The following is a 15,299-nucleotide window of genomic DNA, read 5'->3' as shown; positions in this document are numbered from 1 at the left end:
ATGTCGATGCGCGCGCCCAAATAAGAAGTGATTAACCAAATGGCGCTATCACCGCCTGGTTCGTCCTGACACCTATTTGGGGTTCTGCAATCCATGACTTCCGCCACCACGCCCAGGAACGCCATCGCCCAGATGCTGGCCGAAGTGGACCCCCGCGGTGATCTGGCCCGTGGCATGGCCGAAATCGAGCAGCTGGTTGCCGACGATGCGGTCGTCGCCGCCCGCACCTTCTTCTCCACCTATATGGACAGTTCGGGCCTGCGAAACCGGTTGCAGCCCACGACGCTGGCGAAGATCGAGACCGCCGCGCATGAATATGTCCGCCAGAAGCTGCGCCATTACAGCGCCGGCGACTGGGCGCTGTCCTCCACCGCCTGCGTCCGCCACGCCCGCAAGCACGGCATTTCCGTGCGCGGCGTGCTGCTGCCCGTCGCCGCGGCCAACGAGAAACTGACCGATATCATCTGGGAACGCGCAGCCGATGACGCCACCCGGCGCCGGCTGGTCGACATCATGGCGCAGGTCGGCATGGTCGATGCCGGGCTGATGGCCAATGTGATCGCGATCGACGATGCCGAAAGCCAGCGCAATGCGCGCCAGCAGTTCGGCGTCCTGTTCGAGCAGCGCATCATGGGCGAGATCGACGGCGCGTCGCAGCTGGGCGAATCGCTGCGCGAGCAGGCCAAGGACGCTTCTGCCGCGACCCGCGGCATGCTGGGCAAGGCGTCGGAAGTCGCCGCCGCCGCCGAACAATCCGCCCTTGCGATGCGCGAGGCTGCCCGCACCTCGGCCGGCCTGATCCGCGCCATCGAGGACGCGCGCACCGAAGTGGAAAGCGCCGCCGAAGTGGCACAGCGCGCCGCGTCGCAATCGGGCGACGCCGTTTCCATGTCGGCCACCCTGTCGGACCATGCCAAGTCGATCGAATCGATCCTGGGCCTGATCCGCGACATTGCCGGCCAGACCAACCTGCTGGCGCTCAACGCCACGATCGAGGCCGCCCGTGCCGGTGACGCCGGTCGCGGCTTTGCCGTGGTAGCGCAGGAAGTGAAGAGCCTGGCCAACCAGACTGCCCGTGCCACCGACGAGATTGCCGGCAAGATCGCCGCCATCCAGGCATCGACCCGCCAGTCGGTGGAGACCAACGAGCGCATCCGCGACACCGTCGGCGAAGTGCAGGCCAGTGCCCAGCGCATCCGCCACGCCATGGACGCCCAGGCCCAGACCGTGACGATGATCACCGCCGCCGTCGACGAGACCGCGCTAGCGGCCGACTCGATGTCGACCACCATTTCGGCGATCCGCCAGGACACCGAAGTGGTCGCATCGGAAATCGACCAGCTGGAACGCGGCTTCATGAGCGTCGAGGGCAAGCTGTCCAGCCTGCGGCATGCCTCCAGCGACTTCGGCCGTCAGGTCGCCTGAGACTGGGCTGAGGCCGGGCTGCAAATAGCGCCTTTCTGCGCTTCCGGTGCTCACGTGCTTCAAGCACGCTGCGTCGGACCGAGGCACGTGACTCGGTCCGAGGTTCTCGAAAGTCACTATTTTCGCTCCGGCCTGAGCCCAATCTGACAATTGCCAGATGCTTCCCCTCTTCCCTCTGCTGGTCTAAAGGCGGCGGCATGAATGATGTCGCTGCGCCAGCCGCCCAGAGCTGGAAAGTCACCCTGCCCTGCACCCGCGCCGAAGCGGAGGCGCTGGACGGGGACATCGCCGCCTTCGCCCTGATGGAGCATCCGCCGGTGCTGATGACCAGCGAGGCGGAGCCGGACGACGAGAATAAGTGGCAGCTCGACGCCTATTTCGAGGGCAAGCCGAGCCCGGCGGCGATCAAGCTGCTCAAGACCCTGGTGCCCAGCGCATCGGGAATCAAGCCGCAGGTGGAAGCGCTGCCCGACGAGGATTGGGTGACGATGAGCCAGCAGGGGCTGGAACCCGTCACCGCCGGCCGATTCCATGTGCGCAATGTCGCCAGCGACCCCGAACAGCCCGGCCATGTCAATTTCCTGATCGAGGCGAGTCGCGCCTTTGGCACCGGCCAGCATGAGACCACCGCCGGCTGCCTGGCGATGATCGACCGGATGCGCAGCGTCGGCATGCGGTTCCGCAATGTCGCCGATATCGGCACCGGCACCGGCCTGCTCGCCTTTGCCGCAATGACATTATGGCCGCGCGCCCATGCGATTGCTTCCGACATTGATCCGGTGGCGGTCGACATCAGCCGGGAAAATGCCGTGGCGAACGGCATTGCCCTGGGCGGGGGGGCCGGCCAGTTGGCGCTCTGCACCGCCGCCGGCGTGGATCATCCCGCGCTGGTCGGCCGCGCGCCCTATGACCTGCTGATCGCAAACATCCTGGCCGGGCCGCTGATCGAACTGGCGCCTTCGCTCTGCGCGCTGGTGGAGGATGGTGGCACGATCGTGCTCGCCGGCCTGCTCAATGAACAGGCCGATGCGGTAATCGCCGCCTATCGCGCGCAGGGCATGCGCCTCGCCGAACGCAGCGATCGCGGTCATTGGCCGACGCTGCGCCTGCGCAAACGGCCGCAGATCGGCTGGAAGCGCCCCCGCCGCATCAATACCGCCGCGCGTGGCGAAGCCCCCGGCTTCGGCAGCATCTGACTTTTCGACTTATCCACAGGAGACGCTTTCATGGTCCTCACCCGTCAGACGATCATCCATGACGGTCCGGGCGGCACGTTCGAAAGCGTCGCCGTGGTCGACGATGCCGCCGCCGGCCCGGTGCCGGGCATCCTGCTGGTTCCCAATGTCCTGGGCACCAAGGAAGCCGACTTCCTCTATGCGGAGAAGGTCGCGGCGCTGGGCTATGCGGTGCTGGTCGCCGACGTCTTTGGGCAGGGCAAGCGCACCACCCGCGAGGATCCCGATGCCGGACGCTACATGAACGAACTCAACGCCGACCGCGTGCTACTGCGCGACCGGATGCTGGGCGCCCACGCGCTGCTCAAGAATATGCCGGCAGTCGATGCCGCCCGCACGGCCGCGATCGGCTTCTGCTTCGGCGGCAAATGCGTGTTCGATCTGGCCCGCGCGGGCGCCGACATTGCCGGCGGCGTCAGCTTCCACGGCGTCTATGAGGCACCGCCCTTCCCCAACGCCACGATCACCGCCAAGCTGCTGGTCTGCCAGGGCTGGGAAGACCCGATCGCGCCGCCCGAGGCGACCATCGGCCTGGCGAAGGAACTGACCGAGGCGGGCTGCGACTGGCAGATCCATGCCTATGGCCATACCGGCCACGCCTTCACCGACGAAAGCGTCCATATGCCCGAAAAGGGGCTGGCCTACAGCGCCGACGCCGACCGCCGCAGCTTCCGCGCGATGGTGAATTTCCTGGAGGAATTGTTCGGCTAAACCGCCAGCAGCTTCTCCACCGCTGCCGCGATCGCGAACAGGCGCTGGTCCTGCCCTGCCCGCGCCATCAGCATCAGGCCGACCGGCAGGCCGTCCTCGCGCGGCAGCGGCAGGGAAATGGCGCACAGGTCGAAGCTGTTGCCGAGGCCGGTGTTGCGCAGCAGCAGCCGGTTGCGGGCGACGAAGTCGTCGGCATGCGCCACCTCGGCCTGAGTCGGCGCGACGATCGGCGTGGTCGGCAGCACCAATATGTCCAATCCGGCCAGGCGCGCGTCCATCGATCGCACCAGCGCGGCGCGCTCCACCAGCATCTGCCGGTGGCGTTCGGGCGTCACGTCACGGCCCGCCTGCATCCGTGCCAGCACGATCGGATCGAAATCCTGCGCGCGGGTCGCGATTCGATCGCGATGGATGGCATAGGCCTCGACCGAGGCGATCGGCACCGGCGACTGGAGCGCCTGCATCGCGTCGAATTGCGGGAAGACTTCGTCGCTGAGCGTCATGCCCGCCTGGCCCAAGCGCGCCAGCGCATCGGCGAAACGGGCCGCGACGGTCGCGTCCAGATCGGCCAGCGGCAGGCCCTGGGGAATGCCGGCGCGCAGCCCCTTGAGCGGTGCAAGGTCGAGCCGGCGGGGTGCCTCTCCCGCCAAGATCGCATCGGTGCGGAAACAGGCGTCGACGCTGGTCGCGATCGGCCCGATCGAATCGAGCGTGGGCGAGAGCGGAAAGGCGCCGTCGGTCGGCACCCGCGCCTTGGTTGGCTTGTAGCCGACGACACCGCACAGCGCGGCGGGGATGCGGCAGGAACCGCCGGTATCGGTGCCGATCGCGATCTCGCACATCTGATCGGCCACCGCGACGCCGCCGCCGCTGGTCGATCCGCCGGGCACGCGGGTCCGGTCGGCGGGATTGCCCGGCGTGCCATAATGGGGATTGGCACCGACGCCGGAAAAGGCGAATTCGACCATGTTGGTCTTGCCGACGATCACCGCGCCGGCCTGCTTCAGCCGGGCAACGACCGGCGCATCGGCGGTGGCGGGCGGCGCATCGGCCAGGATCAGCGACCCGGCGCGGGTCGGTTCGCCTGCGACATCGAACAGATCCTTGATGCTGACAATGGCACCGTCGATCGGCGAGAGCGGCGAACCGGCGCGGGCATCGGCCGCGTCCGCCGCCGCCCGCGCGCTGTCCGCATAGAGGGTGAGGTAGGTGCGCCTGCCCTCCCCCGCCGGGTCGGCAATGCGCGCGAGCGTTGCTTCCAGACGCTCGCGCGACGGGCGGGATTTGGCGATGGCCGGCGCGCCGACGGTGCCGAGCACCATGGCGCCACCGGCGCCGTGCAGGATCGTCCGTCGCGTCACGCCGCCATGCTCCATCTATTGCCCCCGATCAGCCCGGTCAGATATCCTCGATCATCTCCGCCAGCACCGCCAGGCAATCCTTGCCGAGCTGTGCCGACCGGGCCGGCGACCAGCCGAAATCGGCGTCGGGCAGATCGTCATTATCCTTGAACGGCATTTCCAGCGTCATCGCCACCGCGCCGAAGCGTTCGGCCAGCTGGTTGGTCGACATGGCGAGATTGGCCTTGCCGCCACCCGCCACCGGATAGCCGAGGCGCGTCTGAAAATCGGGCGTCCGGGCCGCCAGCGTGTCGCGATAGCGATGATAGAGCGAGAGTTGCCGGTCGGTGATCGAGGGAATGCCCTCAAAGCCGGCCAGGAACACCGCCGGGATCGCCTCGTCGCCATGCACGTCCATGGCGAAATCGACACCGGTCTCGTCCATCGCGGCACGGACCAGATAGACTTCCGGGCTCTTGTCCATCGACGGCTCATGCCATTCGCGGTTGAGATTGATGCCCGCCGCATTGGTGCGCAGATGACCGCGCCGGCTGCCGTCGGGATTCATGTTGGGGACGATGTGGAAGGTCGCCTTCTGGCGCAGATAGCGCGCCACCGCGTCCTCGTCGTCGGTCAGGCGCTCCAGCGCGCCTTCCATCCACCATTCCGCCATGCTTTCGCCCGGATGCTGGCGGGCATAGAGCCAGACATTCTTGGGGCCTTCGCCGACGCTCAGCATGTCGAGCGGCTGGCCATCCAGCGTCAGGCCCAGTTCGCGGTGCTCGACGCCCGGCTGGCAGGCGGCCCAGGCGACCAGATCATGATGGCGCTCCATCGAATAGGGCGCGAAATAGGCAAGCCAGACGGCATTGCTGTCGGGCGAGAGGCGGATCGTCAGCGTGCCGTCGGCATAATCGGTATCGGCCTGAAGCCAATTCTCGCGATCTTCGCTCATCCGCGCCTTGTAGCCCGGCCAGCCGTCGGGATAGGCCGAGCCGGCGCAGTTCACGATCGCCAGTTCCACCTCCCGTCCGGCGGCGCCCGCCAGACGGAAATGGAACCATTGATAGAAGTCGCTGTCCTTGTCCTTGACGATTTCCAGCTCGGCGCGGACGCCTTCTGGACTGTCGGTGATGGAAAGAACGCGGATGTTGCCGCTGTCGAAGGCGCTCGAAATGGAGATGGTCATTTGACCGTTATAGTGCGCCCGGATTCGCCCGGATAGCCCCCGAGGAGGGCGGCGGCGAGCTTTTGCGCGACGGTGCGCGGCTGCGACTCGGGCGTGCCTTCACGCGATTCGGTCGAGGCGCGGCCTTCCCAGATGGCGGCCTGATCGCTGCGACGGCGAATCTGGATCTGCAATTCGGTGGAGACGATATCCTTGGGCTTGCCCGACAGGTTGATGCCGACGCCCAGCCCCAGGCCGGAATAGCCGCCACTGCCCAGCGCCCCGCCAACGCCGACGCTGACCGGCTTGTCATTGCGCGCGGTGCCGGTCGGGCGGAAGCTGCGGCGGAAGCCGACCAGCGCGACATAGTCGCTGCCTGCATCGCCCGCATTGGTGAAGCCGACCCGCTGCAACTCCTGGCTCACCGCCCCGGCATAGGTGCGGAATTCGAGGCCAACGTCCGGATTGCCGGGGATTTCCTGTACCGCGATCGATCCGGTCTGTGCCGGGCTGCCATTGTGGAATCGCGTCACCTCCACCGACGGCACCGTCGCGCAGGCGGCGAGCGACAGGGCAAGGCAGGAGGAGAGGATGATCTGTTTCAACATGCGATTGCACTCCAACGGGACTATGTCCAACACGCCGCCGACATAGCATTCCCTTCCAACGGGTGAAGCCATGACTTGGCTGCATGCAGGATGAACGGTGGCAAAAGGCGGTGGCCTGCGCTTGACTTTCGGCCGCCTCCCCCATAGGGGCTGCGCTTCGATTTTTCCAATCAGACATGATTCCAGAAGGCTGACAATGAAGATCCGCAACTCGCTCAAGTCGCTCAAGGGCCGCCACCGGGACAACCGCGTGATCCGTCGTCGTGGCCGGACCTACGTCATCAACAAGACCAACCGTCGCTTCAAGGCCCGCCAGGGCTAAAAGCGCGGACGGATCGGCTCGCCGATCCTCCGGACCTTCCAAAGGTCTTATTGAGCGCCCGATCCCATGGATCGGGCGCTCAACGTGTTGGCGCGGCATTTTCACGCGAATCGATTCGCGGCCATGAAAAAAAGCGCGGCCGCCCGAATGGGGCGGCCGCGCCGAATCGATCATGCCAAAGCCGTCAGGCCGGCAGGCTGGGTGTCTCGTCGCGCCCCTTCAGCTCGTCGCCGCGCACGGTCGCCACATGCAGCACATTGGTCGAACCGGGCGTGCCGAAGGGCACGCCGGCCAGCACCACGATCTTGCCGCCCTTGGCGCTCATGTCGTGGCGCAACGCCATGCGGCGCGCCTTGCCGATCATTTCCTCGAAATTGCCGATATCCTTGGTGCGGATCGCATGGACGCCCCAGGTCAGGCCCAGCTTGCGCGCGGTATCGGATCGCGGCGTCAGCGCCAGGATCGGTGCAGACGGCCGCTCGCGCGCCACGCGGCGCACGGTGCTGCCCGATGAGGTGAAGCAGGTGATGACGCTGGCGCCGACGACCGGCACGATGCCGGCGGCAGCCTCCGCCAGGGCGTCGGCGGTGGTCGGGTCGGGCCGCGTTTCGGTGAAGTGCAGACGGGCGAAATAGCCCGGATCGCGCTCCACGCTATGGGCGATGCTGTCCATCATCGACACTGCCTCGACCGGCCAGTCGCCCGCCGCCGTTTCGGCAGACAACATGATCGCGTCGGCGCCGTCATAGACCGCGGTCGCCACGTCCGACACTTCGGCGCGGGTCGGGGTCGGCGCCTTGATCATCGATTCGAGCATCTGGGTCGCAACCACCACCGGACGGCCCATGCGGCGCGCTGTCGCGACGATCTGCTTCTGCAGCGGCGGCACCGCCTGCGGCGGCAGTTCCACGCCCAGATCGCCACGCGCGACCATCACGCCGTCGGCCATCTCGATAATCTCCTCCAGCCGCTGCACGGCCGAAGGCTTCTCGATCTTGGCCATCAGCGCGCCATGACCACCCATCAGCTTGCGCGCCTCGGCCAGATCTTCGGGCCGCTGGACGAAGCTCAAGGCGATCCAGTCGCAGCCCTGATCGACCGCGAAGCTCAGGTCACGGCGATCCTTGTCGGTCAGCGCCGGCACCGGCACGACCACGTCGGGCACATTCACGCCCTTGCGGTTCGACAGGGTGCCGCCGATTTCCACGATGGTATCGATTCGCGTGTCCGTGACCGCCTTCACCCGCAGCACCAGCTTGCCGTCATCCAGCAGCAGCCGGGTCTCGGGAACCAGCGCGGCGTAGATTTCGGGGTGCGGCAGGTTCACGCGCTCGACGGTGCCCGGCGTGTCATCCCGATCGAGGACGAAGGCCGCTCCGGTTTCCAGCACCACCAGCCCCTTCTCGAACGTGCCGACGCGCAGCTTGGGGCCCTGAAGGTCGGCCAGAATCGTGGTCGGCCGGGAAAATTCCTTTTCCAGCTCGCGGATCGTGGCGATGCGGGCGGCATGATCCTCATGCGCGCCATGGCTCATATTGACTCGAAAGGCGTCGGCACCCGCGACAAACAATGCGCGGATCATCTCTGCGCTCTCGCTGGCGGGACCGAGGGTCGCGAGGATGCGAACCTTGCGCGAGCGGGGCGATAGTCGTGTCATGTCTTCTCCTGGCCGTATTGATCGCCTCTGGCTTGCCAGGGCGTCGTTATCGATTATCCGTGCTGCACGACAGGATGATGTAGATTAAGCGAAAGGTTCCGCCTGTGTCCGCTACCATACTCAGTGACGCCGTCGCTGCAACCGCCTTCCGTCGGCTGATCGCGCATTTGCAGCATCGGACCGACGTGCAGAATATCGATCTGATGGGCACGGCCGGCTTCTGCCGCAACTGTCTGGCCGACTGGATTGCAGAGGCCGACGGCGATCTGACCCGCGACGACGCCCGCGCAATCGTCCACGGCATGCCCTTTGCCGAATGGAAGGCCCGCCATCAGGGCGAGGCGACGCCGCAGCAGATCGCGAAGAAGCAGGAGAGTGTGGCGAAGAACGCGGACAACCATTAAGCGTTCGGCAGATCCTGCCGGACCGGCGCCGCGCGCGAAACGCAGTCCGAATTTCGCGAATGGAGCCTAATTCACGGTATCGGCGGACGCGCAAAGCGCTTCCACCTCGCCCGATCAGGCTCTAGGAGCGTCCACCAACCGATTCACACTGACACGGAGATTCCCATGAGCGAGGGCAATATCGCAGCCGACCAGCTGCGCCTTCTGATCGAGCGCATCGAGCGCCTGGAAGAAGAAAAGAAGGGCATCGGCGACGACATCAAGGACGTCTATCTGGAAGCCAAGGCGACCGGTTACGACAACAAAATCATGCGCCAGATCATCCGACTGCGCAAAATGCCTGCCCATGACCGGCAAGAGATGGAAGCGGTGCTTCAAACCTATCTTGCCGCACTCGGAATGGAGTGAGCTACTCGTCCCGCTCCCGATGCACTCGCTCGTAAAGCGCGAGCGTATCGGGATCGCCGGCTATAAGTTCATCTACAACTTTTCGTGTCATTAATGCGCTGATACGAAGCTCCCGTACAGTTTGCTCCATGACATGAAGCGACATTTCCAAAAACCAAAAGAAGCCCACCTTGGCAGCCTCAACATCTCCTTCAGAAACGTCTAAATCCTGATTTTTCTTGGGGTGGGTTATCCTGTTCCGCGTAGCAATCGCGACTTTCAATCGCTGCCATCCTACATGACCGAAATCCACTACCAAATCTGGACAGAATGTTTGTGCAACCTTGGTTGAAAAGCGGATCATAGCGGTCAAAGAAATATAACGGGCCTGCTCCACCATTTCTCCGCTACTCGAAATGGAAAAAGTTGCTTCTGCGAACGCCATCTCCATCTGCGGCGTAGCAACGTCCAAGTCCTTGGCCATCGACAGTATATGCATGCGATATACCCATGAGACACCTTCGGCGGCAGATACGATCGTCCGAAGCAAATTGCGTCGATCAGCAGCAGTATCTGACTTCGCGGCTCCATCGAGCGCCCATTGGACATCCTCAAGCAATATCCGAAAAAATTCCGTTTGCTCCTTATCCACGCTACGATACCCCCTCACTGGAGCACGTATAATAGCCTGCAACGAGGGCCGAAGAAATGACCGACATCATCGTCAGCACCACCAGCCGCCTGGAAGGCCGTCCCGCCCAGGATTATCTGGGCATCGTCACCGGCGAAGTGATCGTCGGCGCCAACCTCTTCCGCGACCTGTTCGCCAGCGTGCGCGACATCGTCGGCGGCCGATCGGGCGCCTATGAGGATGTGCTGCAACGCGCGCGCAGCGAAGCGATCGAGGAGATGCAGGGCAATGCCCGCAAGCTGGGCGCCAATGCCGTGGTCGGCGTCGACCTCGACTATGAAGTGATCGGCGCCAATGGCTCCATGCTGATGGTCTCCGCCTCGGGCACCGCGATCCGCTACTGATCGCACCGCCTCCGCTATCCTCTAGCGTTGCAGGATGGCGACGCGCTCGCTAGAGAGCGCGCTTCGGTTTCACAGAAAATGTCAGGAGAAGGCCGTGGCCGGCCATTCCAAATTCAAGAACATCATGCATCGCAAGGGTGCGCAGGACAAGAAGCGCTCGTCGATGTTCTCCAAGCTGTCGCGCGAAATCACCGTCGCGGCCAAGATGGGCATGCCCGATCCGGACATGAACCCGCGCCTGCGCCTGGCAGTCAACGCCGCCAAGGCCCAGTCGATGCCCAAGGACAATATCCAGCGCGCGATCGACAAGGCGATCGGCGGCGACATGGAGAATTACGAGGAAATCCGCTATGAGGGCTATGGCCCCGGCGGCGTCGCCATCATCGTCGAGGCACTGACCGACAATCGCAACCGCACCGCGACCAATGTCCGCACTGCCTTTGCCAAGAATGGCGGCAATCTGGGCGCGTCGGGCGCGGTGAGCCATGGCTTCGACCGCCTGGGCCTCATCACCTATCCCGCCAGCGCCGGCGATGCCGACGCCGTGTTCGAAGCCGCGCTGGAAGCGGGTGCGGACGATGTCTCGTCGAACGAAGACGAGCATGAGATCTGGACCGCGATGGACGCGCTGCACGAAGTCGCCAAGGCGCTGGAAGCCAAGCTGGGCCCGGCAGAGGGCGCCAAGCTCGCCTGGAAGCCGCAGACCACGCTGGAAGTCGACGAAGCCAATGCCGCAACGCTGCTGAAGCTGGTCGACACGCTGGAAGATGACGACGACGTCCAGACCGTCTGGGGCAATTATGAAGTCTCCGACGCCGTGATGGAGAAGCTGGGCTAAGATGCCCGGCTCCCGTTCGCTTCGGGCGAGATCGCGCAGCGCCGATGCGCGCCGGTCTTGCCCGATGCGGACGATCCTGCACCCATGATCATACTTGGCCTTGACCCCGGCCTCGGCACCACCGGCTGGGGCCTGATTGCCGCCGACGGCAATCGCCTGACCCATGTCGGCAACGGCCAGATCAAGACCGACAGCGCGATGTCGCTGGCGACGCGGCTGATGGCCCTCGACCTGGCGCTGACCGACCTGATCCTCGAACATCGGCCCGATGGCGCCGCGGTCGAGGAGGTGTTCGTCAACGTCAATCCGCAATCGACGCTGAAGCTGGGCCAGGCGCGCGGCGTCATCCTGCTGAATGCGGCCCGATCCGGCATGGAAGTGGGCGAATATGCCGCTCGCCTCGTCAAGAAATCGGTCGTCGGCGTCGGCAACGCATCGAAGGACCAGGTCCATGCCATGGTCCAGCGGCTGCTGCCCGGCGCCAAGATCGTCGGGTCGGACGCGGCCGACGCCCTTGCGGTGGCGATCACCCATGCCCATCATCTGGCGAGCGCCCGGCGGATGCCCGCGCGCTGACCTGCCATCGGAGACCATCGCGACCATGACCGACCTGCCCCACGCCCGCTACATCATCGTCCCGCATGACGGCGCGTGGAAGATCAACCTCAACAACAGCTATTATGGCCCCTTCGCAACGCAGCAGGCGGCCATCGAGAGCGCCACCGAAACGGCGAAGAAGGCGGCGGCAGGCGGCTATCCGGCATCGGTCCTGCTGATGAACGGCACCGCGTTCGACACAGCCTGGACCAGCATCGAAAACGACGACACCTGATTTTTACATATTTCGGGAACTCTTCGTCCCTTTCCGCATTTATCGACACCAGCATAAGCGGGCGCAGGGATGAGCAAGAAGATTCTGATCGTCGAGGACGAGATTTTCGTCGCGTTGGAAATCGAACAGATTGTGCAGGATGCCGGCTTCGACGTCGGCGGCATCGCGGCCGATCGCGAGGCGGCGATGGCCGCCGCCGAATCCTGCGACATCGCCCTGGTCGACCTCAACCTGCGTGATGGCCCCACTGGTCCTGCCATCGGCATGGAACTGGCCAGCCGCTTCGGCATCAAGGTCATCTATGTGACCGCCAATCCGGCGCAGATCGGCACGGCTTCCGTTGCCGCGCTGGGCGTCGTCACCAAACCCTTCCGCGCACAGAGCATTGCCCAGACCGTGCGCCTGGCCGCCACCGAAGCAGCCGACCTCGCCACGGCGGAGATTGCCGGCTTTACGCCCTTCCCGCCGCAGCGCGGTGCATCGAGCGTCGCGGTATCCGCAGGCTGAGTCGAAGCCCTTCGGGGCACCATTGTCGTTCGAGCTGACCACCCAGCTGACGCTCGACGCTGAGCGCAATCAGGCGACTGCCAAAGCCTTCGCTGGCGATCGGCGCCACACTCGGCCCGCCCTCTTCGCGCCAGTCGAGCCGGATATCCTCATCCTGCGTCACGACATGCAGCGCGATGAAGCCATCAGGCGTAGATAGCGCGCCATATTTGGCGGCATTGGTCGCCAGTTCATGAAACAGCAGCGCCAGCGGCGTCGCCGAGCGATCATCGATCGGCGGATTGTCGCCCGACAATTGCAGTCGTTCCCGGCCTCCATAGGGCGCAAAAATCTCCTCCAGCACGCCATGCAGCGATGCCTGCTCCTCCGCCATGCTGACGCCGCCGCCATGGGTCCGGACGAAGTCATGCGCCCGTCCCAGCGCCAGGATGCGGTCGCGCAGATCATCCGCCCCTTCCTGCATGCCCGGTCGCTCGCGCGCCGACAGGCCGATGAGGCCGGCGATGACGGAAAAGATATTCTTGATCCGATGCGACAGCTCATGCGCGATCATCTCGCGCTCTTCGAGCATCAGCTTCTGTTCGTGAATCTCGGTGCAGGTGCCGATCCAGCGGATGATCTGCCCCTGCGCATCGCGGATCGGCAGGGCGCGTCCCAGCGTCCAGCGATAGAGGCCGTCACGATGCCGCAGCCGATATTCGATTTCATAGGGATCGCCGCTCGCCAGCGAATGGCGCCATTTCTCCCAGGCTTTGGGCTGGTCATCGGCATGGAACATGCCGTTCCAGGCATCGCCATCGGTCGATCCCGCCGGCACACCGGTATATTCATACCAGCGCGCATTATAATAATCATGATAGCCGTCCGGCAGAGTCGACCAGACCATCTGCGGCATGGTGTCGGCCAGGGTGCGAAACATGCGGTCGCTGTCCGCCACTGCCTCTGCATCCAGTCGCTGCTGGGCGATGACATCGCGGTCGCGCCGCCGCCCTTCCAGTTCGATCATCACCTGCCGCGCCAACAGCGAAAGCCCCTGGCGCTGCAGCGGGGTCAGATCATCGCGCGGCACCGTGTCGATGACGCAGAGCGCGCCCAGCGGCTCACCATCGCCGCCGACCAGCGGCGCCCCGGCATAGAAGCGGATATGCGGCGCACCGGTGACCAGCGCATTGTCGATGAAACGCGCATCCTGCGTCGCGTCGGGCACGACGAAGATATTGTCGCCCAGCATGGCAAGAGCGCAGAAGGAGACGTCACGCGGCGTCTCCTCCGCATCCAGCCCCACCCGCGCCAGAAAGCGCTGCCTTACATCCTCGACAATGCTGACGAGCGCGATCGGCGCCCCGCATAGTTGCGCGGCGAAGCTGGTGATGTCGTCAAGGGTACGGAAACCGCCGGCGTCGAGATCATAAAGCGCCAGCAGCGCCGCCCGATCCGTTGCCAGGCCGCGTCCGTCAGCCATCGCTGACCCGCTCGATGTCGGCGCCGACGGCCGAGAGCTTTTCCTCCAGCCGTTCATAACCGCGATCGAGATGATAGACGCGGCTGACGATGGTCTCGCCTTCGGCAGCAAGGCCGGCCAGGATCAGGCTCATCGAGGCGCGCAGATCGGTCGCCATCACCGGCGCACCGACCAGCTTGTCGACGCCACGCACGACCGCAGTGCGGCCGTTGACGCTGATGTCGGCACCCATGCGCGCCAGTTCGGGCACATGCATGTAGCGATTTTCGAAGATCGTCTCGGTCAGGACCGACGCGCCCTCCGCCTTGGTCAGCATCGCCATGAACTGCGCCTGCATGTCGGTCGGGAAGGCCGGGAAAGGCGCGGTCGACAGGGTCAGCGGCTTGAGCTTGCCGTCTGACGAAACGCGGATGCCGTCGCGATGCTCGTCGACCTGCACGCCCGCGTCGCGCAGCGCAGCCAGGATGGCGTGCATGTCGTCGGCATTGGCGCCGATCAGATCGAGCGAACCGCCGGTGATCGCCGCAGCGCAGGCATAGCTGCCCGCCTCGATACGGTCGGGCATGACGCTGTAGGTCGCGCCGTGGAGACGATCGCGGCCGTGGATCACCAGCTTGTCGGTGCCCACGCCCTCGATATCGGCGCCCATCGCGATCAGCAGCTTGCAGAGATCAACGATTTCCGGTTCGCGCGCGGCGTTTTCCAGGATGCAGGTGCCCTTGGCAAGCGAGGCCGCCATCAGCGCATTTTCGGTCGCGCCGACCGACACCACCGGGAAGGTATAGATGCCGCCGGGCAGGCCGCCATCGGGCAGGCTGGCGCGGACATAGCCGGCCGCGATCTCGATGATCGCGCCAAAGGCTTCCAGTGCCTTGAGGTGCAGGTCGATCGGCCGGTTGCCGATCGCGCAGCCGCCGGGCAGCGACACCCGTGCCTCGCCGGCGCGGGCGAGCAGCGGGCCGAGCACCAGGATCGACGCGCGCATCTTGCGCACGATGTCATAGGGCGCCTCGGTCGAGGTGACGCGACCGGCGCGCATCGTCATGACGCGGCCGAAATCCTCCGGACGGGCGCCCTCGATCATGGTCGACACGCCAAGCTGGTTGAGCAGATGGCCGAAGCTGTCGACGTCGGCCAGGCGCGGCAGATTGCGCAGCGCGACGGGCTCGTCGGTCAGCAACGCGCACGGCAGCAGCGTCAGGGCAGCGTTCTTAGCGCCGGAGATGGGAAGGCGGCCATTGAGTTGCTTGCCGCCGCGAATGTGAATGCGGTCCATTGGCTAGGTTTCATAGCGTCTATTGCGCGCCGTGCAAGGCGCGCGCGCGGTCGTTCGGCGTGAAAAACGGGCAAAGCCGGGCGTAGCGGAAG

Annotated in this window: 18 protein-coding genes; 11 read left to right on the top strand and 7 right to left on the bottom strand. The window is 65.1% G+C overall.

Features of this window, described 5'->3' with window-relative positions:
* The first annotated feature begins 132 nt into the window (after positions 1–132).
* From ACI6S0_RS22855 to ACI6S0_RS22845, 3 genes are all read left to right on the top strand, one after another.
* Positions 133–1,425, top strand: a complete 1,293-nt coding sequence (locus tag ACI6S0_RS22855; protein ID WP_004210187.1) for a methyl-accepting chemotaxis protein — start codon at positions 133–135, stop codon at positions 1,423–1,425.
* A 197-nt stretch (positions 1,426–1,622) separates the two neighbouring features.
* Positions 1,623–2,621 (top strand): 50S ribosomal protein L11 methyltransferase, encoded by a 999-nt coding sequence (locus tag ACI6S0_RS22850; RefSeq protein ID WP_037515821.1) that lies wholly within the window; start codon positions 1,623–1,625, stop codon positions 2,619–2,621.
* 30 nt (positions 2,622–2,651) lie between these two features.
* Positions 2,652–3,371, top strand: coding sequence for a dienelactone hydrolase family protein (locus ACI6S0_RS22845; RefSeq protein WP_434404450.1), 720 nt, complete (start codon positions 2,652–2,654; stop codon positions 3,369–3,371).
* Here ACI6S0_RS22845 and ACI6S0_RS22840 read toward each other — a convergent pair.
* The 3 genes from ACI6S0_RS22840 to ACI6S0_RS22830 are packed head-to-tail and all read right to left on the bottom strand — an operon-like array spanning position 3,368 to position 6,487.
* Positions 3,368–4,732 (bottom strand): amidase, encoded by a 1,365-nt coding sequence (locus ACI6S0_RS22840; RefSeq protein WP_434404449.1) that lies wholly within the window; start codon positions 4,730–4,732, stop codon positions 3,368–3,370. The two genes, ACI6S0_RS22845 and ACI6S0_RS22840, sit on opposite strands and share 4 nt — an antisense overlap.
* A gap of 37 nt (positions 4,733–4,769) precedes the next feature.
* Positions 4,770–5,900, bottom strand: coding sequence for a M14 family metallopeptidase (locus tag ACI6S0_RS22835; protein ID WP_017499327.1), 1,131 nt, complete (start codon positions 5,898–5,900; stop codon positions 4,770–4,772).
* Positions 5,897–6,487, bottom strand: a complete 591-nt coding sequence (locus ACI6S0_RS22830) for a DUF4136 domain-containing protein (RefSeq protein WP_434404448.1) — start codon at positions 6,485–6,487, stop codon at positions 5,897–5,899. Before ACI6S0_RS22830 ends, ACI6S0_RS22835 begins: the two co-directional genes overlap by 4 nt.
* 196 nt (positions 6,488–6,683) lie before the next feature.
* Here ACI6S0_RS22830 and ykgO point away from each other — a divergent pair, with 196 nt between their 5' ends.
* Positions 6,684–6,809, top strand: a complete 126-nt coding sequence (ykgO, locus tag ACI6S0_RS22825; protein ID WP_004210176.1) for a type B 50S ribosomal protein L36 — start codon at positions 6,684–6,686, stop codon at positions 6,807–6,809.
* 184 nt (positions 6,810–6,993) lie between these two features.
* Here the strand turns inward: ykgO and pyk are convergent, their stop codons facing one another.
* Positions 6,994–8,466 (bottom strand): pyruvate kinase, encoded by a 1,473-nt coding sequence (pyk, locus tag ACI6S0_RS22820; RefSeq protein WP_080726918.1) that lies wholly within the window; start codon positions 8,464–8,466, stop codon positions 6,994–6,996.
* Between the two features lie 104 nt (positions 8,467–8,570).
* Between pyk and ACI6S0_RS22815 the strand changes: the two genes are divergently transcribed.
* Positions 8,571–8,870, top strand: a complete 300-nt coding sequence (locus ACI6S0_RS22815) for a DUF1244 domain-containing protein (protein WP_434404447.1) — start codon at positions 8,571–8,573, stop codon at positions 8,868–8,870.
* 165 nt (positions 8,871–9,035) lie between these two features.
* Positions 9,036–9,278 (top strand): DUF2312 domain-containing protein, encoded by a 243-nt coding sequence (locus ACI6S0_RS22810; protein ID WP_097385405.1) that lies wholly within the window; start codon positions 9,036–9,038, stop codon positions 9,276–9,278.
* Position 9,279: 1 nt separating this feature from the next.
* Here the strand turns inward: ACI6S0_RS22810 and ACI6S0_RS22805 are convergent, their stop codons facing one another.
* On the bottom strand, positions 9,280–9,909 hold the full coding sequence (locus ACI6S0_RS22805) for a hypothetical protein (RefSeq protein WP_150131291.1): 630 nt from the start codon (positions 9,907–9,909) through the stop codon (positions 9,280–9,282).
* A gap of 56 nt (positions 9,910–9,965) precedes the next feature.
* Here ACI6S0_RS22805 and ACI6S0_RS22800 point away from each other — a divergent pair, with 56 nt between their 5' ends.
* From ACI6S0_RS22800 to ACI6S0_RS22780, 5 genes are all read left to right on the top strand, one after another.
* On the top strand, positions 9,966–10,292 hold the full coding sequence (locus ACI6S0_RS22800) for a heavy metal-binding domain-containing protein (RefSeq protein WP_004210170.1): 327 nt from the start codon (positions 9,966–9,968) through the stop codon (positions 10,290–10,292).
* 94 nt (positions 10,293–10,386) lie between these two features.
* Positions 10,387–11,130, top strand: coding sequence for a YebC/PmpR family DNA-binding transcriptional regulator (locus tag ACI6S0_RS22795; protein WP_004210169.1), 744 nt, complete (start codon positions 10,387–10,389; stop codon positions 11,128–11,130).
* An 84-nt stretch (positions 11,131–11,214) separates the two neighbouring features.
* Complete coding sequence (ruvC, locus tag ACI6S0_RS22790; protein ID WP_004210168.1) at positions 11,215–11,706, top strand: crossover junction endodeoxyribonuclease RuvC; 492 nt, start codon at positions 11,215–11,217, stop codon at positions 11,704–11,706.
* 25 nt (positions 11,707–11,731) lie between these two features.
* Entirely contained in the window at positions 11,732–11,962 is a 231-nt protein-coding gene (locus tag ACI6S0_RS22785) for a DUF2188 domain-containing protein (RefSeq protein WP_434404446.1), read from the top strand.
* 69 nt (positions 11,963–12,031) lie between these two features.
* Entirely contained in the window at positions 12,032–12,469 is a 438-nt protein-coding gene (locus tag ACI6S0_RS22780; RefSeq protein ID WP_037515798.1) for a response regulator, read from the top strand.
* Here ACI6S0_RS22780 and ACI6S0_RS22775 read toward each other — a convergent pair.
* Both ACI6S0_RS22775 and murA read right to left on the bottom strand, forming a co-directional pair.
* Positions 12,414–13,931, bottom strand: a complete 1,518-nt coding sequence (locus tag ACI6S0_RS22775; RefSeq protein WP_434404445.1) for a PAS domain-containing protein — start codon at positions 13,929–13,931, stop codon at positions 12,414–12,416. The two genes, ACI6S0_RS22780 and ACI6S0_RS22775, sit on opposite strands and share 56 nt — an antisense overlap.
* Positions 13,924–15,207 carry a UDP-N-acetylglucosamine 1-carboxyvinyltransferase gene (murA, locus tag ACI6S0_RS22770; protein WP_004210161.1) on the bottom strand — a complete coding sequence of 428 codons (1,284 nt, stop codon included), beginning with the start codon at positions 15,205–15,207 and terminating at the stop codon, positions 13,924–13,926. Before murA ends, ACI6S0_RS22775 begins: the two co-directional genes overlap by 8 nt.
* Between the last annotated feature and the right edge of the window lie 92 nt (positions 15,208–15,299).

The sequence above is a fragment of the Sphingobium sp. DN12 genome (assembly GCF_051058005.1).
In the GTDB taxonomy this organism is placed as follows: Bacteria; Pseudomonadota; Alphaproteobacteria; order Sphingomonadales; family Sphingomonadaceae; genus Sphingobium; species Sphingobium yanoikuyae.
Note: the sequence above shows the minus strand (reverse complement) of the source record. Positions and strands in the feature narration are given on the sequence as shown.

What these genes read in the sequence shown, in the direction of transcription:
- ACI6S0_RS22855 (WP_004210187.1), top strand. Translation starts at nt 133, where the DNA reads ATGCTGGCCGAAGTGGACCCCCGCGGTGATCTGGCCCGTGGCATGGCC.
- ACI6S0_RS22850 (WP_037515821.1), top strand. Translation starts at nt 1,623, where the DNA reads ATGAATGATGTCGCTGCGCCAGCCGCCCAGAGCTGGAAAGTCACCCTG.
- ACI6S0_RS22845 (WP_434404450.1), top strand. Translation starts at nt 2,652, where the DNA reads ATGGTCCTCACCCGTCAGACGATCATCCATGACGGTCCGGGCGGCACG.
- ACI6S0_RS22835 (WP_017499327.1), bottom strand. Translation starts at nt 5,900, where the DNA reads ATGACCATCTCCATTTCGAGCGCCTTCGACAGCGGCAACATCCGCGTT.
- ACI6S0_RS22830 (WP_434404448.1), bottom strand. Translation starts at nt 6,487, where the DNA reads ATGTTGAAACAGATCATCCTCTCCTCCTGCCTTGCCCTGTCGCTCGCC.
- ykgO (WP_004210176.1), top strand. Translation starts at nt 6,684, where the DNA reads ATGAAGATCCGCAACTCGCTCAAGTCGCTCAAGGGCCGCCACCGGGAC.
- pyk (WP_080726918.1), bottom strand. Translation starts at nt 8,466, where the DNA reads ATGACACGACTATCGCCCCGCTCGCGCAAGGTTCGCATCCTCGCGACC.
- ACI6S0_RS22810 (WP_097385405.1), top strand. Translation starts at nt 9,036, where the DNA reads ATGAGCGAGGGCAATATCGCAGCCGACCAGCTGCGCCTTCTGATCGAG.
- ACI6S0_RS22800 (WP_004210170.1), top strand. Translation starts at nt 9,966, where the DNA reads ATGACCGACATCATCGTCAGCACCACCAGCCGCCTGGAAGGCCGTCCC.
- ruvC (WP_004210168.1), top strand. Translation starts at nt 11,215, where the DNA reads ATGATCATACTTGGCCTTGACCCCGGCCTCGGCACCACCGGCTGGGGC.
- ACI6S0_RS22785 (WP_434404446.1), top strand. Translation starts at nt 11,732, where the DNA reads ATGACCGACCTGCCCCACGCCCGCTACATCATCGTCCCGCATGACGGC.
- ACI6S0_RS22780 (WP_037515798.1), top strand. Translation starts at nt 12,032, where the DNA reads ATGAGCAAGAAGATTCTGATCGTCGAGGACGAGATTTTCGTCGCGTTG.
- ACI6S0_RS22775 (WP_434404445.1), bottom strand. Translation starts at nt 13,931, where the DNA reads ATGGCTGACGGACGCGGCCTGGCAACGGATCGGGCGGCGCTGCTGGCG.
- murA (WP_004210161.1), bottom strand. Translation starts at nt 15,207, where the DNA reads ATGGACCGCATTCACATTCGCGGCGGCAAGCAACTCAATGGCCGCCTT.